Consider the following 24,708-nt stretch of genomic DNA (forward strand, 5'->3'; position numbering starts at 1 on the left):
CCCGGGAACTTCGCCTGCAACGCCGCCAAAATCTCGACCTGCTTGATCGAATCGATCCCGAGCTCAGCCTCCATCTCCATGCCCAACCCGAGCATGTCCACCGGATAACCCGTCTTCTCCGAAACAATCGACAACACAACATCACCCGCAGCCGGACCCGCAGCCACAGCCGGCGCAGCCACCGCAACCGCAGCAGCCACCGGAGCCGCAGCGACCGGAGCGACGGCGACGGGCGCGACCGGCGGTGCGATCACCGGCGCGGCCGCAACCGCAACCGGGGCAGGCGCAGGTGCAACCGCGACGGGAGCCGGCGCAGGCGCCACAACCTGCTGCGGCGCGACGCTCGCCATCACCATCGGTGTCTGCGCCGTGGCCTTCGGATCACCCACGACGTGGGCCATCATCTGGGTGGACATGTCCAGGAACGCCTGGTGGCTACGCGTGACGACATCCATGTAGCGCTGGTGCTGTTCGGCGGTTTCCTTCTGGATGCTGTCGATGACGCTCCACACATCGCCGGACAGCGGTGCTTCGATCACCTCGGCCTGTACCTCCACCTGCTGCTGCACCACGGGTGCCTGCTGGTGAATCACGGGCGCTTGTGCCTGCGCCACGGGCGCCGGCGCGGCAGCCACAGCCGCCGGCGCGGCAGCCGCGGGCGACTCCATGCGCTGCACGGCCGGCGCGGGCTGCTGAACCGCGGGCGCGGGCGCCGTGACGGCCGCCGGTGCCGGGCTGGGCGTGCTCACCCGAGTCCGCTTGGGGGTGATCGACACCTTGCCGTCGGCAGGCGGATACGGCTTGCCGAGGTTGGCCCCGCCCACCTTCACCGCATGCTTGGGGGCCGGAACGTACTGCAGGGGCTCCTCGTAGTGGTCGAAGAGGGCGCCGAGATCCAGGGCCACGCCGTCGGCGGCCAATGCCGCGAGCCCGCGATGCCAACCGCGCAGCCCGTCGGCCTTCTGGTCGTCCAGGGAGATCGCCGCGTGCGGAGTCGATCCGAGGATCTTGGAGACCAGTCCGGTCAGCACCCGTCCCGGGCCGACCTCGACGAATCGCGTGACCCCGTCGCGCGCCATCGCCTCGATCATCTCGCGGAAACGCACCAGCTGCTGTACCTGATCACCGAGCTGGGTGGCGACCTCCTCGCCGTACTGCTGCGCAGTGGCGTTGGCATACACCGGGAAGTTCGGCTGGCCGATCTTCAGGGTCTTCAGATATGCGGTCAGGGGTGCGCAGCTCGAAGCCACGATCGGTGAGTGGAAAGCCGAGGCGACCGGTAGGCGAACCGCCGTCCAGCCCTTGGCTTTCGCCGCATTCTCGGCCCACGCGATATCGGTCTCATGACCGGCCAGCACCACCTGGGTCGGCGCATTGTCGTTGGCGACGACCAGCGATCCGTTGTCTGGCTGCGATGCCACCAGCGCACGTACGTCATCGGCTGTCGCCGATACCGCCAGCATCGCGCCATCCTTGCCCTGGCCCGCTTCGTTCATCAGCGTGCCGCGGGTGCGCGCCGTCTCGACGAGGCTTTCCATCGGCAGGACACCGGCGGCCGCCAGCGCGGTGACCTCACCGAAGCTGTGGCCGGCGGCGGCATCGGCGCTCACACCGAGGAGGTCGAGCAGCGCCAGTTGCGCGAGACTGGTTGCGGCGATGGCCGGTTGCGCGTTGGCCATCGCGGTGAGTTCCTTCTTCTGTGCGTCGGCCGCGGCGGCGTCGAACACCGGCTCCGGGAACACGACACCGGGGAGGTCGGCCAGATCGCCCTGCAGCCCGTCCCAGATCGCGAGCGCTTCGGGGAACGCGAGTGCGAGGTCACCACCCATCCCGACGTACTGGCTGCCCTGACCCGGGAACAGGAAGGCCGTCTTGCCTTCACGTGCCGGCCCGATGCCGACGGCGATGTTGGCATCTTTGAGGGTCGCGACGGTGCCGCCGGCCAGCGCGGCGCTCAGCCGCTCAGCAACCGCGGCAAGCGATTCGGCGTCGGTCGCCACCAGCCCGGCACGCGCGTGCTGCGATGCGTCGAATCCCTCGGCGGCATCGAAAGCGATGCGGGCGAGGCTTTCGCCGGAGCGGGCCGCCGCGGCGATATCGGACGCCCGCTTCTGCAGCTCGGCCTCCGACGACGCACTGAGCACCACCAGTTCGCTGGGCAGGGTCCGCAGCCGCTTGGCGCGGTGCTCGCCCTGATATTCCTCCAGCGTCACGTGGAAGTTGCTGCCACCGAAGCCGAAGGAGCTGACCGCCGCGCGGCGGGGCTGATCGCCCTTCCGCACCCAGGGCCGGGTCTGCGCGTTGACGTAGAACGGCGAATCCTCGATCCCCATCGCGGGGTTGGGACGTTCGACCTTCAGCGTGCCCGGCAGTGTCGAATGCTGTAGCGCCAGAACAGCTTTGATCAGACCTGCGGCGCCTGCCGCCGCCTTGGTGTGGCCGATCTGGGACTTGACCGATCCCAGCGCGATCCGTGCCGAATTGTCGGTGAACACCGACTTCAATCCGGCGAACTCGGCGACGTCGCCCGCCTTGGTCGCCGTGCCGTGCGCCTCGACCAGCTCGACCGTCGAGGGGTCGTAGCCGGCACGCTCGTAGGCACGGCGCAGCGCCTTGGCCTGTCCTTCGGAACGCGGGGCATAGACGCTGGACGCGCGCCCGTCGGACGACGAGCCCAGGCCGCGGATCACCGCGTGGATCTGGTCTCCGTCGCGCTCGGCGTCGGCGAGACGCTTGAGGGCGACCATGCCGACGCCCTCACCGATGATCGTGCCGTCCGCGCCGGCGGAGAACGGCCGGCAGTCACCGGTCGCGGAGAAGGCCGGCGTCTTCGAGAAGCACATGAACATCATCACGTCGTTGAGTGCGTCGACGCCGCCCGTCAGCACCACATCCGACTCGTGCAGATACAACCGGTGCAGAGCCGACTGCAGCGCGGAAAGTGAACTCGCGCAGGCGGCATCGGTGACGAAGTTGGCGCCGCCGAGGTTGAGGCGGTTGGCGACGCGACCGGCGATCACGTTGCCGAGCAGGCCCGGAAAGGTGCTCTCCTGCCATGGCACGTAGTGATCGGCGATGTCCTGACAGATCTCGTCGGCTTCGGTTTCGGACAAACCGTTTTCCAGCAGAGCTTTACGCCAGATCGGTCGCTGCATCCGCGAGCCCATCTGAACCACCAGTTCGGTCGTCGAGGCGACCCCGAGTACCACGTCCACCCGATCCAGGTCGACCTCGGCGCCGCCACGCTGCACCTCGTCGAGCAACTGCCTGGCCGCCACCAGCGCGAGGATCTGCCCGGTGTCCGTCGACGGTAATGCGTTGGGCGGCAACCCGAACTTCACCGGATCGAAGTCCACGGGGTCGATGAAACCGCCCCGCTTGCAGTACGTCCGGTCCGGCGTCTTCGGGTCGGCGTCGAAGTAGTCCTCGATCAGCCAGTGCGACGGAGGAACATCGGCGATCGCATCGCGGCCGGTGGTGATGGTGCGCCAGAAGCCGTCGAGCCCAGACTCACCCGGGTAGATCGCCGACATGGCGACCACCGCGATAGGAGTTGCAGTGGGCTGGTGCGTGTTGTCAGTCAAGATAACCCTTATCCGAGAGGACGTGGACGGAAATCGAAGGAGGCAGCGGGCATTGCGACGCCCGCTGCACGTAACTGCCCGGCACGGGTCACAGTCGCAGCTCCCTCGAGCAGGTTGAGCGCGATCTGGCGAACCGTCCGCGCTTCCACTGGCTCGAGGAAACTCCCCCGAACCCATTGGTTGAAGGCCCCCATGGCGGGCCCACACCAGATCTGGTAGTCACCGCGGCGGGCGGTGTTGCCGTCGCGCGCCCACTGCGAACCCGTGAAGAGGTACCACCGAAACACCAGCGCCATGCGATGTTTCGGATCCGCCGCCGCGCGTTCCACCTGCCGCGGGTCACTGTTGGCGAAGAACGCCTCGGTGTCCGCCCAGATATCGGCGACGCTGCGGCCGAGGACCGTCTTTTCCAGATTCGCGAGTTCCTCGGCCGGGGCCTCCTCGAGCGAGGAGTAGCGACGGTAGAAGTCGGCCAGCCGGTGCCCGCGCTGAGCGAACATCGTGCCGCGCTTGAGAACCTGCACCGTCACGCCCATCTCGAACATGTCCGCGGCCGGCGCCATCGCCACATCGGTCGATTCGGCCATCGCCAACAACGCCCGCGCGTCCGGCGAGAGACCGCTTTCCACCGCAGACTGGTTGACCGAGCCGGTCAGCACGTAGGCGGCTCCGGCGGCGAACGCAGCGGCGACCGCGGCAGGTGTTCCCAGTCCGCCCGCGGCACCGACCCGCGGCAGAACCGAGTAGCGATAGGTGGCCGCGATCTCGTCACGCAGGCTGATCAACCGCGGGAGAAGCACAGTCAGCGCGCGGTTGTCGGTGTGGCCACCCGAGTCCGCCTCGGCGGTGATGTCTTCCGCGATCGGGATGCCGCCGGCGAGCGCGGCCTCCTCCGCCGTGAGCCGGCCCTCGGCGACCAGTGCGGTCAACATCGCTTCCGGAGCGGGCGACAGGAACTGCCGGGCGACCTCGTCGCGGGACACCTTGGCGAAGATGTGCCCGGACCGCACGATCTGTCCGTGTGCGTCGCGGTGCAGACCCTTCGCCGCATACAGGACGACGGCGGGTGTCAGACGCATGAACGCCGACGCGGAGACGTAACGGACACCCAACCGATGGAACAGATCCACCGTGGCCAGTTCGACGCCGTCACTCTGGACGTTGTGGATCAGGTTGGCGCCCCAGCCGCTGGCGCTCGGACCCAACGCGGCCTGAATTTCCCGCAGGCCCGCTTCCACGGTGGCCAGATCCAGGCCGGCGCTTCCGTAGAACGCCATCACCCCGGCGCGCACACCCTCGACGGTCATCTGGGGTGTCGCGATGCCGCGGGCCATCTCGCCGACGACATAGGGGAAACGCACACCGTGTGTCGCGGTGAAACTACGGTCGCCGAGCCATTCGGGATAGATGGGTGGCAGAACCGCGAGGACGTCGTGGCGCATGAGCTCCGGCGTCAGCACTCCGGCGCCGTCGAGGACCACGGGGCGGGGCCCATACGCCGAAGCCACGACTGCGACCGGCCTGCGGATTGCGGCGAGTGCCTCGTTGACGTCAGACCCATCGAGCAACGCCGGAGAGGCGCCATTGGTCGGATGAGAGTTAGCCAACGTCGCCTGCATGAGGTGCGACTCTAGCTTTACGCGCGCGACAAATCTTGGTTTTAGAACACGTTCATGCGCCCGGCGGACTACCCGGCGGTAACTCTGAGACGACCCTACGCTGCCCCCCGCCGACACGGTTGCCGAAATGACATGTCGCTGGTGCTTTTATTGCCAGTTCTACGAATTCCGTTGTTGGGTGTGCAGCAAAACAGACGGTGAGCGATTTCGCAGGAATCAAGCCCGCCACGCTCGGGGCCGTCAGGACAACACGCAAACGGCATAACCACGTTTACGGTGTGAGGTTAGGCTCCCCGGCGGAACCGTCACAGCCGACCCGGAATCCGGCCGAACGCGGAGTCAGTAATTCATGCAGGTGTTCGCGACCTGCGTAATCTGTGGGCCGATCTGCGCGAAGATCAACGCATTCAACTGTGGGTTCCCTGCTTGCTGCTGCGCGAGCGCCTGCTGACGCTGGTCGGTCGACATGGCGAGGAACTGCTGAATATTGGCCTGCATATCGGGCCGCGCGTTGAGCTGTTTACCCAGGGCCGGCGCCTCGACATTCAAGGCCGCCGTCACCTGCGCGTAAGTGCAAGACGTGTTAGCCAGCGCGTCCATGATCGGATCCGCCGAGGCGGGCGCGGCCGGCGCGAGGGGAAATAGTGCGATCAGACTTCCCACAACGACGACTCGTCGTAAGCACCGTGATGAGTTCATGGACGAGTGCCCTTCTATTTGCCACAACTGCCGCATCTTGAGAAGCCGCCAGTTAATCACGGTGCTCTTGCGCGGTGCGGAAAACGCCTCAACTCACAGGCGCCGAGGGTTCACAAACCCGGTTTCCCGTCATCCCGGTGAGCCCGCTGCAGTTCCCGCTCGGCGTCCTCGAGCGCCTGGCGGGCCAGGCGCAGCCGCTCGAGCAGGTCGTCCCTCTCGTGCTTTTTCCGGTCCGCCGCCCGCGCCTCCTCCATGGAGTTCAGCACAATGCCGATGAACAGGTTGAACACCAGGAAGCTGAGGATGACGGTGTAGCTGATGAAGAACAGCACCGACCAGGGCGACACCTTCAGTCCCATGTCCACGTTCTCGGGCAGGTTCTCCAGCGTCAGCATCACGTACATCGTCATCATCCCGCGACCGATGTTTCCGAAGTGCTCGGGAGCGTAAGTGCCGAAGAACAGCCAGCCGAGCATTCCGTAGATGTAGATGAGCAGCGCGGTGGCCGCCGCGAGTGATGCCACCCCGGGGATGCTTCGCGCGATCGCGCCCATGGCGATCTGCAGGTCGGGCAGGAACCGGATGATGCGCACGATCCGCGCCAGCCGAACCAGGCGCAGCAGCATCGCGGTCGATCGAAGGCCGGGCACGAAGGACGCTGCGATCACGATGAAGTCGAAGATGTTCCACGGGGTCTTGACGAACACACGGGGGCTCCAGCCCGCCGCCGTGAACCGGATCACCAGTTCGGCGACGTAGATCGCCAGGATCACGTTGTAGCCCACGTCGAAGGCGTGATCGAGTCCGCCCGACACCGTCGGGAAAGTTTCCGCCCCGAGCATGGCGGCGTTGATCATGATCACGATCACGATCAGGGTTTCAAAGAATGGATTACCGACCAGCCTCCGGCACACTGCCACGACGCTGGGCACAGGCTTGGGTGTCAGCGGTTCGGGCGCTGTGGTGGGTTGCACGATTAGTGCATAGCAAAGGTCGGCACCGACCACTGGCCGATCCGCTGGCGACATCGGCCAATCCGGCGTGACCGCTCGCGGCGAGCGTCTAGCGTCACCGCCATGCGTGGGGTCGGGCGCCGCGGGTTCCTATTGGGTTTCGGCGCGCTGGCCGCCGCTCCCCTGTTGCCGGGGTGCGGCGGGACGAACGGAGAAGACCGCGAACATGTCGTAGTCGTCGGTGCCGGATTCTCCGGACTCGCCGCGGCGCGGAAGCTGGCCGACGCCGGTCTGCGGGTGACCGTGCTCGAAGCGCGGGACCGGATCGGCGGCCGCACGCGGACCGACACCTCGCTCGGGGTGCCGATCGACGTCGGCGCCTCGTGGATCCACGGCACCGAGAGCAATCCCCTCACCACGCTGGCCCATGACGTCGGCGCCAAGACGGTGCCGACCGATTTCGAGGACTTCGTCCTGCTCGACGATCACCGGCTCGTCGACAAGAAGGCCGCCGCGGCGTCCGCAGAGGACTGGCACCGGATCGCCCGCGAACTCGACGACCTCAGCGGTGACGCCTCGGCCGAAGAGTCGGTCGCCGACGGACTGATCGGTATCGCGAACCTCGACGATCCGTTGGTCGCGTGGAACGTCACCTCGGGCATCGCGGGCGAGTACGCGGCCGACCCGGCTCAGATGTCCCTGCGTTGGCTCGGCAGCGAGGAACAGTTCAAGGGTCCCGACGTCATCCTCCCCGGCGGCTACACCCAGTTGTCCCAGTACGTCGCGAAGGGTCTCGACGTTCGCCTGGGCACCGAGGTCACCCGCGTCGCGCATGGCGGCGATCAGGTTCGCATCGACACTTCACAGGGCACCGTCACCGCGGACCGGGTAATCGTGACCGTTCCGCTCGGGGTGCTCAAGGCCGAGACCATCGTGTTCGACCCGCCGCTGCCCGACGCCAAGCGCAATGCCATCGAGCGACTCGGGTTCGGCTTGTTGAACAAGGTGGTCGTCGCATTCGACGCACCGTTCTGGCCGGAATCCACACCGATGATCGGCCTCGTGGGTGACAACCAGCCCGTCACCGATCTGGTCAACGGACTCGTCTTCGCCGGCAGACCCGTGCTGGTGGGATTGCGCGGCGGGCAGGCCGCCTGGTCGCGCGAGTCGATGTCGGACTCCGACGCGGTGAACGAACTGATCGCCGCGATCGACGCCCCCACGCCCACCGGGTCCATCGTCACGAAGTGGGGAACCGATCGATATGCCCGCGGTTCGTATAGTTTCATCGCCGTCGGGTCGAGCCCGGATGACATGCGCGCTCTCGGCGAGCCCGTGGGCGAGCGGCTGATGTTCGCCGGCGAAGCCACCAATCCCGAGTGGTTCGGCACGGTCCACGGCGCCTACCTGAGCGGTCAGCGGGAAGCCGAGCGCGTCCTGGCATAACCCGCGCACGCGCGACACCGGACCCGACACCGGCCGCACAGAGTCACTGTCGGCAAAATTCGATGTTCAGGAAGCCCGAACCGGGGGTATAGCCATATCTCCTTTCTTCCGAGGAGACGCCGATGACCGCGACCGCCGAAACGCCGACGAGCTCGGAGGCTCAGTCGCTGTTGGTGATGGTCGAGCGATTGCGGGCCAAGCTGGTCCGAGAGCGAGCCGGACTGGCACGCCAGCTTCGCGAGCTATCCCATCGGGTGGAGAGCATCGACCGTCAACTCGACGATCTGACTGTCAGCGCCGAGTGGTTGGCCGCCATCGCCTCCCAGTCCACCGATGAGCTGTCCGCGTAGATCCGTTCCGATACGGTGGGCTACACCGTGACCGAACCTCACCCGCCCGAGCCCGATCGGCCCGACCAGCCGGCGACACCGCCGCGGCCGGAACACCGCGGCGAGGACGTCGCCTTTCCCGAGTGGTTCCGGAAATTCTGGCGCACTCTGTTGGGACCCAAAAACCCCAGCTGAAGGGCGGCACGCCGGCACGCCGTCACTTACGATGCATCCATCGTGAGCCAGCCACCCACTTCCGCCGAGACGGATTCCCTCTCTCGCAGGCAGATCGTCCTCTTGGTGGCGGCTCTGGTCTTCTCGCTGATGTCGTTCTCGCTGAACGCCACCATGCTGGCGCCGGCCGTCCGCGACATCAACGACACCTTGGGTCCCGGTGCGTTCGTGGCGATGTCGACGCCGTTCTATCTGGCCGGCGCGCTCGCCAACGTCGTGCTGATCCGCTGGAGTGACTACATCGGACGCAAGCGGGTCCTGATCGGCATCGTGGTCGTGATGTGCATCGGCACCGTGCTGTGCCTGAGCACCTCACTCCCCATCGTGGTGGTCGGCAGATTCCTGCAGGGCGCCTCCAACATCACCTACGGTCTTGCCTTCCTGATTCTGCGAGCACGCTTGTCCGGCGCGACATTTGGCGTGTGCTGCGGGGTGATGGCATCGATCAACGGCGGGGTGGCCGGCGGCGACGCGTTCCTGGCCGGCATCATGACCGACGCGTTCGGTTACCGTTCGATCTTCGCCCTGATCCTCGTGGTCGGCCTGATCGCCGTCGCCTTCGTCTGGAAATGGGTTCCCGCCGACGAGGTCGCCCGCACGGAGGGCCGGATGGACTGGGTCGGCGCCGTTTTCATCGGCCTGACTGTCGGCGGGATCACCATGTTCTTGTCCAACGGCGGGCACCAAGGGTGGGTGTCGGCGCCCGCGCTGATCTGGCTGACGGCCGCCGTTGTGGGTTTCCTCGCCTTGGTCGTTGTCGACAGGCGGGTGGCACATCCCCTCATCGCGCTCAAGCACATGCGTTCCCGCGAGGCCTGGCCGCTGCTTGTCGTCACCATTCTGGTGATGGGATCGTTCATGGTGGTGCTCGGCTTCATCGTGCCCGCGATGGCCGAAGACCCGGACTCCGGCTTCGGCCTCAACGCGACGACGACCGCCCTACTGTTTCTGACCCCCGGTGCGGTCGTTCAGGTCATCACCGCACCGTTCATCGGACGGTTGGCGGTTCGCATCGGATTCGTCACCGTTCTGCGGGCCGGGATCGTGGCCACGATCGTCGTGGTCGCACTGATAGCGGCGTTCGCCGACCACAAATACGTAGTCGCGGCGCTGATGGTGATCTTCGGATTCACCTGCACCGCAGTCATACTCACACCGCTGAGCTCACTGGGCGTGCTGCAGGCATCCGACGAGGCGCCCGGGGCGCTGCCCGGCATCGCCAATGCCAGCTACGGCATCGGCTTCACACTGGGCTTCGCATGGGCCGGCCCGATCGTCGGCTCGGGCACGGATTCCACGTTCCAGCACGCATTGTGGTTTGCCGTCGGAATCGGCGTCGTGGCACTGGTGTTCAGCCTGATCCTCCGGCCGAAACCGTTCACTACCGGAACTGCCGCCCCCGCCGGTTCGACAGCTCACCAGACATCGCCCTGACCGACGGTGGCACCGGCGTTGTGGGATCACAGTCCGGCGCACGGCGGGGTTCGCCGTAGACAGTCGTCAGCGGGACCACGCCGGCCCATGCCCCGGCGGCCACGTCCTCCTCGCCGTCCTCGGGCCACCCGTCGCCGATCTTCAGCGACCAGTTGTCATCGGTGATCGCCATCCGCAGCGCCATGGTGGCGGCCAGTTCCTTGCGCGAACTCGCGCGAAGCTCCGCCACCCGGCCCGGGATGAAAGTGTCGGTCAGCGTCTCGAGGTAGCGAATCTTGTCGGATTCCTCGATTGCGTCGAAGGTTCCGAACAGGGTGGCGCTGCGGAACTGGAAGGACGACTCAAAACCGCTGCGTGCCACCAGGACTCCGTCGAGAGCGGTGACCGAGACCGCGGCGGGTGCGCCGTCGGCGAGCTGCCGCAGCCAGGGCGAGCCCGTCGATCCGTGGATCACGAGTTCATCGCCGATCCGGGCAAAGCCGATCGGGAATATCACCGGGTGTCCGTCGCGGATCAACGCGACGGTCGCCAGCGGAGTGGCATCGAGAAGCTCGTCAAGTCGCGAACGTTCGGTGTTCTGCTTCTCCGGTAGGCGGCTGACCCTGGTCGACGGTTGCGGCATGGGATTACTGTCGCACGGCCCGCAACGCGGCGGGGGTCAGGTCCCCCAGCGTCGGGTAGCCGTCGATGGCCATGATCAGATCGGTCTCCGCCAGCAGCGAGCGCAGCACGTGCACTATCCCGTCGGTGCCGGCCAGCGCCGCACCGTAGGCGTAGGGGCGACCGATGCCAACGGCTTTGGCGCCCAACGCCAGAGCCTTGACGATGTCGGCGCCCGAACGGATCCCGGAGTCGAAGAGCACCGGCACGTCACCGGCCGCCGCCACGACGTCGGGAAGGCAGTCGATGGCCGGCACACCGCCGTTGGCTTGCCGACCGCCGTGATTGGAACAGTAGATGCCGTCGACACCGGCGTCGATCGCGCGCCGGGCGTCATCGGGATGGCAGATGCCCTTGAGGATCAGCGGCAATGACGTCAACGATCGAAGCCAGGTCAAGTCGTCCCACGTCAGCGAGTTTCCGAAGTTGCTGACCCAGGACAGCACGGCGTTGCGGGGGTCGGCATCGATGTCGGCGTCGACCTTGGCTCGGAAGACCGGGTCGCTGATGTAGTTGGACAAGCACATGCCGCGCAGTTGGGGGAAGTTGGCGGTGGAAAGATCGCGCGGCCGCCAGCCGGGCACCCAGGTGTCCAGCGTGACCACGATTCCGGTGTACCCGGCGGCTTCGGCACGGCGTACAAAGCTCTCCGCCATCTCGCGATCGGTTGGGGTGTACAGCTGGAAAAGCCCTGGCGTGTCACCGAATTCGGCAGCGACGTCCTCCAGCGGGTCCATCGTCAGTGTGGACACACACATCGGCACCCCGGTGCGGGCGGCAGCCCGCGCGGCAGCGAGGTCGCCGTGGTGGTCCTGGGTGCACAGTCCGATGACCCCGATCGGCGCCATGAACACCGGGGCGGGCCAGCGCCGTCCCCACAGTTCGACCGACAGGTCGCGTTCGGTGGCGCCGACCAGCATGCGCGGTATCAGACCCCACTGTTCGAAGGCGCTGACATTCACCCGCTGGGTGCGCTCGTCACCGGCGCCGCCGGCCACGTAGGACCATATCGACGACGGAAGGGCTTGGGCGGCACGAGCTTCCAACTCGTCGAAGGACATCGGGAGGCTGGGTACCGTACCGGTCAGACCCTGGAAGTAGATCTCGATCTGGTAGTTGCCGTACGGCTGGGTCATCGGTGATCCTCCTGGCGCGACATCGACATCATGGCGAGTTCCACTCGCAGTTCTACGCCGAAACTCCCGTGTGGGTGGAAACCTCACCGACGAGCTCGGCGACCCGGCGCACCTGGTCGATGTCGCTGCTGGTGGGGATGAGGTGTACCTCGCTGGTGCCGATCTCGGCGAACCCGCGCAGCACCGCGACGAGCTCCTCCTCGGTGCCGGCCCAGCCCGCGGTCGGCGCGAGCGCATCGACGTACTCCCGCGGGATCCAGTTCATGTAGTGGCGCAGATGCTGGATCACTTGCTGACGAGGCGCGTCTCCCTCGCCGAGTGCGAACCAAAATGACGTCGCCAGATGGGGTTTGGGTTTACCCGCCGCGGCCCATGCGTCGCGGGCGACGTCGAACAGCGCGTTCTCCTTCTCGAGGTCGAGGTCCATCGAGATGCCGGCCAGGCCCTCAGCCCACGGCGCGGCACTGCGTACCGTCTTGGGTCCGGTGGTACCGACCAGCAGCCGTGGCCCACCATCGCGGGCGGGACGGGGCCCGACGGGCAGCACCGATTCGGTGATCTTCTCCCCCGCCCACACCCGCTGCATGATCGCCACCCGCTCGGCCATGTTCCGCATGGTCTGCGTCTTCGGATCGGCGCCGACGGCGCGATAGTCCTCGTGCCGGCCCCCGACGCCCAGACCGACGGTCAGCCGTCCGCCGCACAGCAGGTCGCCGGTCGCGAGCCCCTTCGCCAGCATCACCGGATCGTGTAACTGGGGCACGACGACGGTCGCCACCAGCGGCACCCGCTCGGTCCAGCCGGACAGCGCTCCCAACAGCGTCAGGGAATCGGGGTTGCCGAACGCGATCCGCTCCCCCCAACACAGCGAGGAGAACGGTCCCTCGTCGATCGTCTGCGCCCAGCGCTTGAGGATGTCTGCGTCAACGTCCGGTTCCATCACCGGCAATGTCATGCCAATCTGCACGCTCGCGATTCTGGCACGGCGCGGCGGCCACCCGCGCCGATCCGACCTACTGACAGAGATCCGGCCTGCTGACAGGATGGAGCTCATGCCGATCGCCACTTCCGCCGTCGCCCACGTGCGGCTGACCGTCACCGACATCGACGCCTCGCGCCGGTTCTACGACAGCGTGTTCGGCTGGCCCGTCTACGCCGAGCTGCCGGCGAACGCCGATGCCGCGACCCGCGAGCAGCTTTCGTTTCTGTTCGGCGGCGTCATCTACAACATCGGCGACAACCTGATCGGGTTGCGACCCACCGGCACCGGCGCCTTCGACGAGGACCGGGTCGGCCTCGACCACCTGGCGTTCGTCCTGCCCAGTCTGGACGCCCTCGAGCAGGCCGCCGGCCACCTTGATTCCCTGGGCATCGCGCACGAGCCGATCAAGGACATCGGCATCGCCTACATCCTCGAGTTCCGCGACCCCGACAACATCGCCTTGGAGCTCACCGCCCGCAAGTAACGCCCCGACGACCGTCCTTGAGCAGTGAGCTTCCCGCTTCGTCACGTTCGCCCAACGAGAGGTGTAGTCAGAGATGTCGAGACTAAAGCGCAGCGAACATTCGGTGTCGTTGCTCGACGGTGAGATCGTTGAAGAATCGGATCTCGGTTCGATCCGCCGCGTCACTGCCGACAACCTGCCCATCCTGTCCGGCCTCTCGATCAAGCGCCTGGTGATCAATCCGGGTGCGATGCGCACGCCGCACTGGCACGCGAACGCCAACGAATTGGCCTACTGCGTCACCGGTAATTGTCTGGTCTCGATTCTCGACAGCGGCAGCCAGTTCTCGTCGTTCACGATCGGCTCCGGCGAGATGTTCCATGTCGACTCAGGCTCGTTGCATCACATCGAGAACATCGGCGAGGAACCTGCCGAGTTCATCCTTTCGTTCCGGCACGAGCGGCCCGAGGACTTCGGCCTCGGGGCCGCGTTCGGCGCGATGACAGATGCGGTGTTGGGTAACACCTACGACCTGCCGGCTTCGGACTTCGCGAAGATCCGCCGCGACACCACCGACCGGAAGCTCGCTGCACGCGTTGGGGATCCGTCGGTTCCGAGCACCGCCCACTTCGACGATCCGCACAAATTCGGGGTCGAGGCACAGAGCCCGCCAGTCGGCAGCGCAGTCGGATCGGCACGCCTGGCCCGGGTCCAGTTCTGGCCCGCCCTCAAGGACATGTCGATGTACTCACTTCGGATCCGTGAGGACGGAATGCGCGAACCGCATTGGCACCCGGTCACAGCGGAGATGGGCTACGTCGCGTCGGGAAGTTCGCGGATGACGGTCATGGACCCTGACGGAACGTTGGACACCTGGTATCTGGAGCAAGGTGACATGTACTTCATCCCTCGTGCGTACCCTCACCACATCGAGGTGGTCGACGCTCCCGACCTGCATTTCGCGATCTTCTTCGACCAGCCCACCCCTGGCGATATCGGATATCGGGCGTCGGCGAGCGCGTACTCGCGCGAAGTACTCGCTGCGACGTTCAATGTCCATATCGACGACCTGCCCAATTTCCCGTTCACCAAGGCCGATCCGCTGATCGTCAACCGGGTCAACCCGCTTGATCCACGCGACTAGGGCGTCGAAGCACCGCCGAGATCGACGTTTTGCTGCCTGGCACTCGAACTTTCGCGGCGAGACGTCGGTTTGGGCGTGGGGACGTTAGCGAGCGGGGTCCTTCTGCGCGCGGATCGGCCCGGCGCCGGGCGGCGGATTGAGCAGATTGCCCCGCAGGCTGCCCCGCGCGGTACGCACCGCGACCAGCAGCCAGGTGCTCAGCAACCCGGCGTAGGCGATCACCGCCGCGACCTTGAACGCCGGCAGGTTGGTGTGCACCGCCAGTTGGGTGGTGCCGGTGACGAATGTGCCCACCGGAAAGGTGAGGCTCCACCAGGTCAGGGCGAACGGCATACCGCGGCGCAGGGTGCGAATCGTCAGTGAGGCGGCCAGCGCTATCCACAGCATCGCGAAGCCCCACACCGGAACTCCGAAGATGACGGCAAACGCATTCAGTCCCTCGGCCAGCCCGGGCTCGACGGCCGTTGCCGCTACGTGGCCGAGAAGCCCTGCGGCGGTGATGGATTGGCCGAGTGGCCCGAGCACGATCCACAGCGTGGGAACCCTGGCGGTTCCCGACGTTCCGTAGAGCGCGAGCCTGCTCCAGATCAGTGTGATGATGATGAACGCCGCAACCAGGGACAGTCCGAACATCGCGTAGCAGCCGTACAGCATGGTGGTGCGCCCGCTGCCCGGCGCCATGTGCGGGATGAGCAGCGCGCCGGCGGCCGCCGAGACCATCGGTGGCACAACCGGCATCAGCCAGCCGCCGAACGCGGCGTCGGGTTCGACGTTGTGCTGGGTGAACATCAGGAACGGGATGCTCACCGCGGTGAACAGCCCGCCCACCGTGCCGGCGGTCCACAGCACCCAGTCCAGATCGACGGCGAGCCGCTCGCCGATCAGATCTCGGCCGATCAGCACCGCACCGGTGCCGACGGTCAGTAGCGCCATCGGCGCCGCACCGTAGAAGTGCGCCATCTGCGGATTGCGGGCATGGGTGCGCGCGACGGTGGGATGGCGCAGCCAATGCAGGCCGACGATCCCGATCAGCACGACCAGCAGCGCCGCGGCGATCACCCAGACCACCTCGGCGAACCCGCGCAATCCTGGGAGCTGGATCGGCAGCGTCGCACCCGCGGTCGCGACGATTCCGGTGCCCATGACCGACGCGAACCAGTTGGGCCCGATGTTGCCCAGCACTTCGACCCGGGTCTTCGGTGTTGCCATAAGCAACAGACGGTACGGCATCCGACGGCCGTGACCGGGTAGGCCGGTGATCATTGCACGGGGTGACCCAAAGTGCTTGACTGGCAAGGGTAATGGCAATCGAACTGAACCACACCATCGTCGCCGCACATGATAAGCAGCAGTCCGCAGATTTCCTGACCGAGCTGTTCGGGCTACCGGATGCCGCGCCGTTCGGACATTTCCTCGTCGTCACCCTCGAGCACGGGCTGAGCCTGGACTTCGCCGACGTGCCTGCCGATGAACCAATTCACCCGCAGCACTACGCCTTCCTGGTGTCCGAGGACGACTTCGACACGATCTACCGCAAGATCTCTGATCGAGAATTACCGCACTGGGCAGATCCCCGCGCCGCCCGGCCTGGCGAGATCAACCACAACGACGGCGGCCGCGGCGTGTACTTCCGGGACCCGGCGGGCCACTACCTGGAGATCATCACCCGGCCGTACGGGTCGGGCGCCGACTAGCCATTGTGCCCGCGCCGGTTCTCCTGCCTCAGGTAGTCGTGCGCCAGCTCGGCGACGTGGGCCGGTAGCTGCCCACCGGCCACATCGGCCAGGCTGGTCTCCTCGAGCACAGAGCGCATGCTGGCGCGCAGCGCCCGCCACACATCGGTCAGCGCCGCGGTAGGCCCGCTGTAGGGCAGGTCGCCCAGGCCGATGTCACGCACGCTCGCCAACGGCCCGTCGATGCAGCGCAACACGTCGGCGATGCTGATGTCGGCGGCCGGCCGGCCCAGCTCGTAGCCGCCGTCGCGGCCGCGGTGGCTGCGCACCAGCCGGTCGGTGCGCAGACCGGACAGGATGTCGACCAGGAACTGCGCGGGGATGCCCTGCGCCTTGGCCAGGTCCTCTGTCTTGACCAGCGCGCCCGAGTCGAGTGATGCGAGCTGGATCATGGCGCGGACGGCGTATTCCGCCTTCGCTGACATCCGCATTCCGCGAATTGTGCCACTGCCAGGTCGACAGCAGGCTTACGAGGCGTCTGATGCCGGTGCTGGTGTGCCCCCGGTGCGCTGCGGCGCCCGGTGCGGCGTGAGCGCCCTGCGGAGGGTGTCGGCGAATCGGTCGAGCGAGGTGCGGACCTTGGCGACCGAGGTCTCGACGCGCTGCTGGCCTGGGGATTGCGGAGCCTTGGTGTGCGGCACCGCCTTGTTGCCGTCGCTCAAATCCGTCGCACCGTTGGCGGCGGTCGGTTTGGTGTCGGAAGCGGTGACAGTGCCGGTGTCGGTCGGGTCGGCCGATGTCTCGGGCTTGGTGGACGTCTCAGTCGTGGTGGACGTAGCCGGCTTCGAGGATGCCCCCGGTCGGGCCGCGACGGTCAGGCTGCGGCGATGACCCAGCGTGCGGCGCAGCGATGCCACGCTGTCGGCCACTGCCGAGAGGCTGACCGCCGAGGTCGCTTTCGGCCGGGACGGCGCGGGCCGGCGCAAGATGTCGGTCAGCTCGGTCAGGCGCTGGCGGACCTCACTGCGGATCGCCTTCACGATTTTCGACGGCGGCCCGATGGGCACCGCGACGACCCGCAGAGCGGTGGTGATGGCGGCGTCGACGTCACCGTCGGTGAGCGCGGCCAGCGTGTCCGCGATCAGCCGCGGTTTGGCTACGGCGATCCGGGCGGCCGCGACGGTCGCCTCGACGACCTGCACGCTCACATAGCCGACGTAGTCGGCGACCGATGTCACGGCATGCTGCAGGCGATCCTCGCTGATCGCGGCGGACGCGTTGGCTGACGGTACGGCAGTCGGCGGACCGCTGAGCAGATCGGCGACCGCCTTGGGCGGCACCGGGGACGGGACGCGCATCGGCGTCGGTGTCCCGGAGACGTCGCTCCAGAACGCTTCGTCCACCGCCCGGCCGCTGAGCATCGTGACATTGGTGACGACGCCGGCGACCACTTTCTTCAGCGGGTCCGCCGGGCTCGTGTCACTGGCGTCTCGCGTCAGGATCTCGAGCAGAGCCCGGTCGAGAGCCGTGGTCGATGCCGTGCTGTCGGCCGACAGTTTCACCGGGGGAACCCGAACGTCCGACTGGGGTGCCGATACCGGGTTGGCGACGACAACTGTCGCGCCCACGAGGGCTACTCCAGTCGTGAAAATCGCACCAATGCCGCGCCGCACCGCGTGCTCACCTCCCCGGCACTCAGGCCAATTGCGGCCTTAAGAATACCTGAGAGGAAACTTAGAGAGAAAGACCCAATTGCTATTCGAGTAATTCACTCAATTTGACGAATGGGAAAACAGAGCGCCCCTCCCTTTCGAGGACTTCGAAAAGGAGGGGCACCCTGTCGATGCTGCGGATTACCCCGCGGACTTGCTGGCCGAGGCCTTGGCGGGCCGCTTCGAGCCGGCGACGCCCTTCTTGGCGCTGGACTTGCCTGAACTTCCACTCTTCGCGTTGCTGGTGTTGGAGTGATCGGACGCGGAGGCATCGCTGCCGCTACCCGATTTGGCGTTGCCGGCACCGCTGTCAACAGCGGGCGACGACTCCTCCACCGCGGCGACACGCAGTGCCGATGCCGACGGGGATGCGCTCTTCGCGGCGGCCGGCGGCGGAACCGGCGGCGCCGATCCGGTCTGCGACAGCGCGTCGGCGATACCGTGGACCGCGGCTTGGATCACGCCGCGAGCGCTCGGCACCACCGTGGCAGCGTCGATCTGCACGCCGGCACCGACCGTCAGGTTGAGGACCGTGCCCGGGATGCCCCGCGGTCCGAAGAACCCGTCGACCGCAGCGTTCCACGCCTCCTCGGCATTGCCGTTGGTGATGCCGGTGATGACGTTCTGCACGACGGCGCTGAACGCGCCGGCGAGCACCTGAGCTTGGCCGATGGAGCTCTGAACGACCAGGTTGACCAGGTCCGGAACGGCGCCGAGCAGGGCGGTGCCCCGTGCGACTGCGTTGTCCAGCATGTAGTTGGCGCTGGCGAGGGCGACCTGGCCGGCGGCCACGAACGGTCCCACGAGCGCGGACTGCAACGTCGAGATGGCGCCGGGAATGTCGCCGGAGAGCGCCTGCTGAGTGGCCGTCACGAATGCGCCGGGCAGGTTCCACAAGCCTTCGCTGGCGATCAATCCGATCGTTGTTGCGGCGTTGGCGGCGCTCCCCAGCGATGCCGCCCCGTTGTACCCCATCTGGCTGATGATCGGCAGGTGGTCGTTGATGATCTGCGGAAGCAGACCGACCGCATTGAACTGGTAGCCGCCCTTCGCGATGGCGACGCCGCCGGCGGTGACCAGGCCGCCGAGATCGGTATAGCCAGCAGTCGTGTTATCGGCGCTCAGCACCCACTGATTGAGAGAACTGACCGTGCCGAGGAGCTCGGACAGCGGGCTGTCGAAGCCCGCCAGCGCCACCTGATTCACCGACGGGATGTGGAGGTCGGGCAACGCGAGATTGGCCTGCGTTACTGGCGTCATTGCAATCGCGCTGGCGCCGACAACGGCAGCGGTTCCCGCAATGAGCTGAGAGCGTATGGAGATTTGCATTTCAATCCCTCCCGGGCTGGGGTCAACACTGACAAAGCTGAAGGTACCTGAGAAAAACCTGAGGGAAAACAGAAATTGACGATTTTGTCGAAAATATTTTCTGACGAGAACGTCAGACCCCGACAGGAGTGCGACACAGCGAAGCTTATTAGCTGATTTGACCTGCTGATATGCCGTTACAGCCCCGGTTCAGCAAATTTCCGTTACGGCAATACACCGAGCAGGAAGTCCCGAGCCAGGCATGTCGAAGAGTGAAATCTGCCGAGCCGACTCTCAGGTTTATGGCCCAAACCTCTCAGGAAAGGACGCGGGGCCGTCTCAGTCTGAGATCGCGGCCGAATCGGCGACGACGACAGCGAACAAATCCTTGAGAGCGGCAAGACTCGCGGCGTGCAGCGATGCCGCGGTGATGGCCGCACCGTCCACTCCTGGCAACGACCTCGTGGCGGTCGCCGCCGCGACCACCGTGGGCGCGTAGCCGAGGTTGAACGCGCCTCGCGCGGTCGAATTCACACACATATGTGTCATGAATCCGCCGATGATCAGGTTCTCGGCGCCCACCGATTTGAGCCGATCGTCGAGATCGGTGTGCACGAACGAATTGGGGTAGCTCTTGACCACCACCGGTTCGCCGTCGCGAGGGGCGACCTGGGCCACGATCGCACCGCTCTCCCCGCTGATGTCGTACAGCGAGCCCGGGCCGTCGTCGTGCTGGATGTGAATGACCGGGATGCCCGCAGTCCGCGCGCGATCCAACAGCGCGGCCGCCTCGTCCAGTGCGGCCTGAACACCCTCGAGTTCCATCACACCCTGCGTGTACGTGTTCTGGCAGTCGATCAGGATCAACGTCGACGTGGCCAGACTCGGCGGATCGAGCGGAAGGCCCGCGAGCGCCCGCAGGGTGTTGAGTTCAGTCATGGCGCAACGTTACTGCGTAGCGGCCAGCACCGCCTCGGCCAATTCCGGCCGGCACACCACGACGTCGGGCAGCAACGGGTCGGGCCGGTTGTACTGAAGCGGTGAGCCGTCGATGCGTGAGGTGTGCAACCCGGCGGCGCGGGCGACAGCCACCGGGGCGGCCGAATCCCATTCGTATTGACCACCCGCGTGCACATACACATCGGCACGACCCTGGATGACGGCCGCGACCTTGGCTCCGGCAGAACCCATTTCGACCAGAACGCCGCCCAACGCGTCGCGAACCTGCAGCGCCACCGCCGGGGGCCGGGTTCGCGACACCACGATGCGCGGCGCAGTCGGCGCCGCCGGGGGCGGCGACACCGCGGGGGTTGCCAGCGTGACGCCCTGGGCGGGAAGTGCGACCGCGCCGGCGATCAGCTCCCCGTCCTCCCACAGCGCCACGTGCACAGCCCAGTCGTCGCGGTCGAGCTCGGAGAACTCGCGGGTGCCGTCGAGCGGATCGACGATCCACACCCGTCGGCTGCGCAGCCGAATCGGATCGTCGGCACCCTCCTCTGACAGCACCGCATCCTCGGGCCGCGCCGCGGCCAGCGCCTCCATCAGATGATCGTGAGAACGCTTGTCGCCCGCAGCCTTTCGCTCCGCGCCGGAGGCATCGGACAGCTCGACACGGACGTCGAGTAGAAGCTTGCCCGCCTGCGTGGCCAGCTCGGCCGCCAGGTCGTGATCGTTCACGCCTGGCCCTCCAACAGATCGACGACCTGCTGGGCCAGCTCGTCGCATTCATGGTCGGGTGTCAGCCGCAGATCGGGGTTCTTCGGCCGCTGATAGGGGCTGTCGATCCCGGTGAAGTGAGTGATTTCCCCCGCCCTTGCTTTGGCGTAGAGCCCCTTGGGATCCCGTCGCTCACAGTCTTCGAGCGGAGTGTCGACGAAGATCTCGTAGAACTCGACCCCCTGGTCGGTGTGCACCTTGCGGGCCAGTTCCCGGTGTTCCTCGAGCGGGCTGATCGCGGGAACCAGGACCGTCAGGCCGGCATCGGCCATCAGCGTGGCGATATGGGCCAACCGGCGCAGGTTCTCGGCGCGATCCGCCATCGAGAAGCCGAGATCCGCGTTGAGCCCGTGGCGCAGGTTGTCACCGTCGAGAATGTAAGCGGGGCAACCATGTTCGAGCAGCTTCTGCTCCACCAGCACCGCCACTGAAGACTTCCCCGAACCGGAAAGCCCGGTGAACCACAGGGTGCGCCCCTTCGTCAGCCGGTCAGCGGAGTCCACCAGCGACTGGTGGCGCACGGTATTCGGCGACGCGCTGCGAGCCGCCGTCGGCGCCGTGTCGCGGACCATGCCCGCAGCCACCGTCACGTTGGTGTCGGGGTCGATCAGGATGAACGATCCCGTCGCGGCGTTGCGGGAGTATTCGTCCAGTAACAGCGGCACCTGGGTGCGCAGGGTGACTCGGCCGAGTTCGTTGAGCTTCAACGCCGTCGCGCTCTTGTCCCGGTGCAGGGTGTTGACATCCAGGCGATAGTCCAGCGCACCGACACGAGCCCGCGTGGTGCGGGTGGTGTGCTTGATGATGTAGTCACGTCCGGGCTCCAGGGACGACTCGTCGGCCATCCAGCAGACCGTGGCGTCGAATTCCCGGGTGGCCACCGGCTGGTTCTGCGGGCGGGCCAGCAGGTCTCCGCGGGAGATGTCGATGTCGTCGGCGAGGCTGATCGACACCGCCATCGGCGGGAACGCCTCCTCGACAGGTCCGGTCGGTCCGTCGATTGCGGTGATACGACTGCTTTTTCCGCTGGGTAGTACGACGACCTCGTCGCCAGGGCGCATCACGCCGCCGGCGATGGTGCCCGCGTAGCTGCGATGGTCCGCATGCTCGACGGTCTGTGGCCGGATCACGTACTGCACCGGGAACCGCACGTCGACCAGGTTGCGGTCGCCGGCGATGTAGACCTCTTCGAGATGACTCAGCAGCGGCGGCCCGTCATACCAGGGCGCTTTGTCCGACTTCGTCACCACGTTGTCACCCTTGAGCGCCGACATCGGGATGGTCGTGACGTCGTGGATGTCGAGGCGGGCGGCGAAGGCGTGGAACTCCTCGCGGATCCATTCGAAACGCTCACGGTCCCAGTCGATGAGGTCCATCTTGTTGACCGCCAGCACGACATGCTGAACGCCCAGCAAGGAGGCCAGGAATGCGTGCCTGCGAGACTGCTCGAGCAGACCGTGCCGGGCGTCGACGAGCACGATCACCAGTTGCGCGGTCGAGGTTCCGGTCACCATGTTGCGGGTGTACTGAATGTGGCCAGGAGTGTCGGCGATGATGAATTTCCGCTTGGCCGTGGCGAAGTAGCGGTAGGCGACGTCGATGGTGATGCCTTGCTCACGCTCGGACCGCAGGCCATCAGTCACCAGTGCGAGATCGGTGTAGTCGTTGCCACGTTCCCGCGACGTCCGCTCGACGGCGGCGAGCTGGTCTTCCATCACGGCTTTGGAGTCGTAGAGCAAGCGGCCGATCAGGGTCGACTTGCCGTCATCGACGGAGCCGGCGGTGGCAATCCTCAACAGCGTGCTCATCAGAAATACCCCTCGCGCTTGCGGTCTTCCATGCCGGCTTCGGAAATACGGTCGTCGGCGCGAGTGGCGCCACGTTCGGTCAAACGTGACACCGCGGTCTCGGCGATCACTTCCTCGACGGTGGAGGCGGTGGACTCCACACAGCCGGTGCAGGTCACGTCGCCGACCGTGCGGAAGCGCACCGAGGTCTCGAAGACCGGTTCGTCGGGGGTGGGCTGCAGGAACTCGTGGACGGCCAGCAGCATCCCGTCGCGCTGAAAGACCTGCCGGGGGTGGGCGTAGTAGATGCCTGGCAGCGTGATCTCTTCGGCACCGATGTAGGCCCAGATGTCGTATTCGGTCCAGTTCGACAACGGGAAGACGCGGATGTGCTCACCTTTGCGGTGGCGCCCGTTGTAGAGGTTCCACAGCTCGGGACGCTGCGCCTTGGGATCCCACTGGCCGAACTCGTCGCGGAAGCTGAACACCCGCTCCTTGGCCCGGGCCTTCTCCTCGTCCCGGCGGGCACCGCCGAAGGCGGCGTCGAACTTGTTCTCCCGGATGCCCCGCAGCAGCGTGACCGTCTGCAGCGGATTGCGCGACGGCCCGTTGTCGATCACTCGGCCTGCGGCGATGTCCTCTTCGACACTGGCCACCACCAGGCGCAGGCCGTACCGCTCGACCAACTCGTCGCGGGTGGCGATCACTTCCTCGAAGTTGTGGCCGGTGTCGACATGCATCACCGGGAACGGCAGCCGGCCGGGCGCGAACGCCTTGATCGCAAGGTGCAACATCACGATCGAGTCCTTACCGCCGGAGAACAGCAGAACCGGCCGTTCGAACTCGGCCGCGACCTCGCGAATGATGTGAATTGCCTCGGCCTCGAGGGACCGAAGGTGGCTCAGCTCGTACTGCCCCGGCTTGGGGCGTTCGACCACCGGACTCGCCATGATTTCCTCGTAAAGTTGGTAGATTTGACCATAATTACAAAGCTAACCCGGAATCTAACCGTCACGACGGATTCAGTCAAGGATTGCGCGCAAGCAGACTTGCACAGCAACTACGGCGAGCCCTCAGACGTCGTTCGCTTCCAGATCGCCCGGGTCCGGGATCCGATGCACACCCGGCCGGGCGTGCGCCTAGGGCGCTTCGGGAGTTGTCGCAGTGACCGGGGGCGCCGCGACCTCTGGTGTCTTCGTCGGCTCCACGGCGGTCTCCTTCGTGGTCTCCCCCGTCGTCATCGACGACGTCACGGGCGAGGTGAAGGTACCGGGGTCGGACACGATCGTGCCGCTATCAGGCTCGGTCACCGCGATGCCCAATGCGCCCATCGCGACAAGCGCACTACCACCGACCACGGCGGACAAGGTTTTGATGTTGGTCATCTCGACACTTCCAATCGACTCGGACCAGTTCTTCGGGACCGGATCTCCTGCCAAATCGCTGACAGTTGGTTAACCCGAAGCTGTGAGCCCAAACCTGCGAGCCGCCTGCCGTACCGCGTCAGCCGGCGCCTGGCGTCGGAGGTTGCGGACTGGCCGACGCCACCGACGAACTCGGCAGCATCGGTTTCGACGTCTGCACTGTCGTCGGGCTGGGAACGGTGGTCGTCGGGTCGACGCTGGTGCCCTTGTCCTGACATGCCGCCAGAGTCGGGAGCGCCACCGCCACAAGCAGGGCTGGAACCAGTCGATGTGTGAGCTGCTTCACGTGCACGCACGCAGTCTTCCCGTGCCCCGCGTTGCTAAACCGAGCACACCCGCAGGGTCTTGGCGTCGTTTCGACCGGCGATCTCCTACCCTGTGCTGCATGCACCCTGCGCCGGGCAG

At 66.3% G+C, this 24,708-nt stretch carries 23 protein-coding genes; 6 read left to right on the plus strand and 17 right to left on the minus strand.

Annotated features, from left to right (window positions below):
• From AB4879_RS02615 to AB4879_RS02630, 4 genes are all read right to left on the minus strand, one after another.
• Positions 1 to 3,533: beta-ketoacyl synthase N-terminal-like domain-containing protein (locus AB4879_RS02615; protein ID WP_370506302.1), on the minus strand; the 3,533-nt coding region annotated here is incomplete at its 3' end.
• 59 nt (positions 3,534 to 3,592) lie between these two features.
• Positions 3,593 to 5,203, minus strand: a complete 1,611-nt coding sequence (locus AB4879_RS02620) for a PfaD family polyunsaturated fatty acid/polyketide biosynthesis protein (RefSeq protein ID WP_370506303.1) — start codon at positions 5,201 to 5,203, stop codon at positions 3,593 to 3,595.
• 339 nt (positions 5,204 to 5,542) lie between these two features.
• The gene (locus tag AB4879_RS02625) at positions 5,543 to 5,866 is read right to left on the minus strand and encodes a hemophore-related protein (RefSeq protein WP_370506304.1); all 324 of its coding nucleotides are present in this window, start codon (positions 5,864 to 5,866) and stop codon (positions 5,543 to 5,545) included.
• Positions 5,867 to 6,012: 146 nt separating this feature from the next.
• Entirely contained in the window at positions 6,013 to 6,876 is an 864-nt protein-coding gene (locus tag AB4879_RS02630) for an ion transporter (RefSeq protein WP_370506305.1), read from the minus strand.
• Positions 6,877 to 6,978: 102 nt separating this feature from the next.
• Here AB4879_RS02630 and AB4879_RS02635 point away from each other — a divergent pair, with 102 nt between their 5' ends.
• The 3 genes from AB4879_RS02635 to AB4879_RS02645 all read left to right on the plus strand — a co-directional run bounded on the left by AB4879_RS02635 (position 6,979) and on the right by AB4879_RS02645 (position 10,298).
• Positions 6,979 to 8,301 (plus strand): flavin monoamine oxidase family protein, encoded by a 1,323-nt coding sequence (locus AB4879_RS02635; RefSeq protein ID WP_370506306.1) that lies wholly within the window; start codon positions 6,979 to 6,981, stop codon positions 8,299 to 8,301.
• Between the two features lie 122 nt (positions 8,302 to 8,423).
• Positions 8,424 to 8,651, plus strand: coding sequence for a hypothetical protein (locus tag AB4879_RS02640; RefSeq protein ID WP_370506307.1), 228 nt, complete (start codon positions 8,424 to 8,426; stop codon positions 8,649 to 8,651).
• A 216-nt stretch (positions 8,652 to 8,867) separates the two neighbouring features.
• Complete coding sequence (locus AB4879_RS02645) at positions 8,868 to 10,298, plus strand: MFS transporter (RefSeq protein ID WP_370506308.1); 1,431 nt, start codon at positions 8,868 to 8,870, stop codon at positions 10,296 to 10,298.
• Here the strand turns inward: AB4879_RS02645 and AB4879_RS02650 are convergent.
• From AB4879_RS02650 to AB4879_RS02660, 3 genes are read right to left on the minus strand one after another with little or no spacing between them, the layout of a single operon-like run.
• Complete coding sequence (locus AB4879_RS02650) at positions 10,246 to 10,920, minus strand: pyridoxamine 5'-phosphate oxidase family protein (RefSeq protein WP_370506309.1); 675 nt, start codon at positions 10,918 to 10,920, stop codon at positions 10,246 to 10,248. The two genes, AB4879_RS02645 and AB4879_RS02650, sit on opposite strands and share 53 nt — an antisense overlap.
• 4 nt (positions 10,921 to 10,924) lie before the next feature.
• Positions 10,925 to 12,094 (minus strand): lactate 2-monooxygenase, encoded by a 1,170-nt coding sequence (locus AB4879_RS02655; RefSeq protein WP_370506310.1) that lies wholly within the window; start codon positions 12,092 to 12,094, stop codon positions 10,925 to 10,927.
• A 52-nt stretch (positions 12,095 to 12,146) separates the two neighbouring features.
• Complete coding sequence (locus tag AB4879_RS02660; RefSeq protein WP_370506437.1) at positions 12,147 to 13,049, minus strand: LLM class flavin-dependent oxidoreductase; 903 nt, start codon at positions 13,047 to 13,049, stop codon at positions 12,147 to 12,149.
• Between the two features lie 97 nt (positions 13,050 to 13,146).
• On the opposite strand from AB4879_RS02660, the gene AB4879_RS02665 reads away from it, so the two are divergent.
• Positions 13,147 to 13,560, plus strand: coding sequence for a VOC family protein (locus AB4879_RS02665; protein ID WP_370506311.1), 414 nt, complete (start codon positions 13,147 to 13,149; stop codon positions 13,558 to 13,560).
• A gap of 73 nt (positions 13,561 to 13,633) precedes the next feature.
• Positions 13,634 to 14,683 carry a cupin domain-containing protein gene (locus tag AB4879_RS02670; protein ID WP_036343933.1) on the plus strand — a complete coding sequence of 350 codons (1,050 nt, stop codon included), beginning with the start codon at positions 13,634 to 13,636 and terminating at the stop codon, positions 14,681 to 14,683.
• 84 nt (positions 14,684 to 14,767) lie between these two features.
• Here AB4879_RS02670 and AB4879_RS02675 read toward each other — a convergent pair whose 3' ends face one another.
• Positions 14,768 to 15,892, minus strand: a complete 1,125-nt coding sequence (locus tag AB4879_RS02675) for a TDT family transporter (protein WP_233209384.1) — start codon at positions 15,890 to 15,892, stop codon at positions 14,768 to 14,770.
• A 92-nt stretch (positions 15,893 to 15,984) separates the two neighbouring features.
• On the opposite strand from AB4879_RS02675, the gene AB4879_RS02680 reads away from it, so the two are divergent.
• Positions 15,985 to 16,377 (plus strand): VOC family protein, encoded by a 393-nt coding sequence (locus AB4879_RS02680; protein WP_370506313.1) that lies wholly within the window; start codon positions 15,985 to 15,987, stop codon positions 16,375 to 16,377.
• Here AB4879_RS02680 and AB4879_RS02685 read toward each other — a convergent pair.
• The 9 genes from AB4879_RS02685 to AB4879_RS02725 all read right to left on the minus strand — a co-directional run bounded on the left by AB4879_RS02685 (position 16,374) and on the right by AB4879_RS02725 (position 24,544).
• Positions 16,374 to 16,847: an RrF2 family transcriptional regulator gene (locus AB4879_RS02685; RefSeq protein ID WP_370506314.1), complete on the minus strand. Its 474-nt coding sequence runs from the start codon at positions 16,845 to 16,847 to the stop codon at positions 16,374 to 16,376. The two genes, AB4879_RS02680 and AB4879_RS02685, sit on opposite strands and share 4 nt — an antisense overlap.
• Before the next feature lie 36 nt (positions 16,848 to 16,883).
• Entirely contained in the window at positions 16,884 to 17,984 is a 1,101-nt protein-coding gene (locus AB4879_RS02690) for a hypothetical protein (RefSeq protein WP_370506315.1), read from the minus strand.
• 225 nt (positions 17,985 to 18,209) lie between these two features.
• Positions 18,210 to 19,328, minus strand: coding sequence for a hypothetical protein (locus tag AB4879_RS02695; RefSeq protein WP_370506316.1), 1,119 nt, complete (start codon positions 19,326 to 19,328; stop codon positions 18,210 to 18,212).
• Positions 19,329 to 19,715: 387 nt separating this feature from the next.
• Positions 19,716 to 20,315 (minus strand): isochorismatase family protein, encoded by a 600-nt coding sequence (locus AB4879_RS02700; RefSeq protein ID WP_370506317.1) that lies wholly within the window; start codon positions 20,313 to 20,315, stop codon positions 19,716 to 19,718.
• A 9-nt stretch (positions 20,316 to 20,324) separates the two neighbouring features.
• Complete coding sequence (locus tag AB4879_RS02705) at positions 20,325 to 21,053, minus strand: 3'(2'),5'-bisphosphate nucleotidase CysQ (RefSeq protein ID WP_370506318.1); 729 nt, start codon at positions 21,051 to 21,053, stop codon at positions 20,325 to 20,327.
• Positions 21,050 to 22,900, minus strand: a complete 1,851-nt coding sequence (gene cysC, locus AB4879_RS02710; protein ID WP_370506319.1) for an adenylyl-sulfate kinase — start codon at positions 22,898 to 22,900, stop codon at positions 21,050 to 21,052. Before cysC ends, AB4879_RS02705 begins: the two co-directional genes overlap by 4 nt.
• Entirely contained in the window at positions 22,900 to 23,829 is a 930-nt protein-coding gene (gene cysD, locus AB4879_RS02715; RefSeq protein WP_370506320.1) for a sulfate adenylyltransferase subunit CysD, read from the minus strand. Before cysD ends, cysC begins: the two co-directional genes overlap by 1 nt.
• 189 nt (positions 23,830 to 24,018) lie before the next feature.
• Positions 24,019 to 24,264 carry a hypothetical protein gene (locus tag AB4879_RS02720; RefSeq protein WP_142391395.1) on the minus strand — a complete coding sequence of 82 codons (246 nt, stop codon included), beginning with the start codon at positions 24,262 to 24,264 and terminating at the stop codon, positions 24,019 to 24,021.
• Between the two features lie 118 nt (positions 24,265 to 24,382).
• Positions 24,383 to 24,544, minus strand: coding sequence for a hypothetical protein (locus tag AB4879_RS02725; RefSeq protein ID WP_370506321.1), 162 nt, complete (start codon positions 24,542 to 24,544; stop codon positions 24,383 to 24,385).
• Between the last annotated feature and the right edge of the window lie 164 nt (positions 24,545 to 24,708).

The sequence above is a fragment of the Mycobacterium sp. SA01 genome, from assembly GCF_041287105.1.
Classification (GTDB): Bacteria; Actinomycetota; Actinomycetes; order Mycobacteriales; family Mycobacteriaceae; genus Mycobacterium.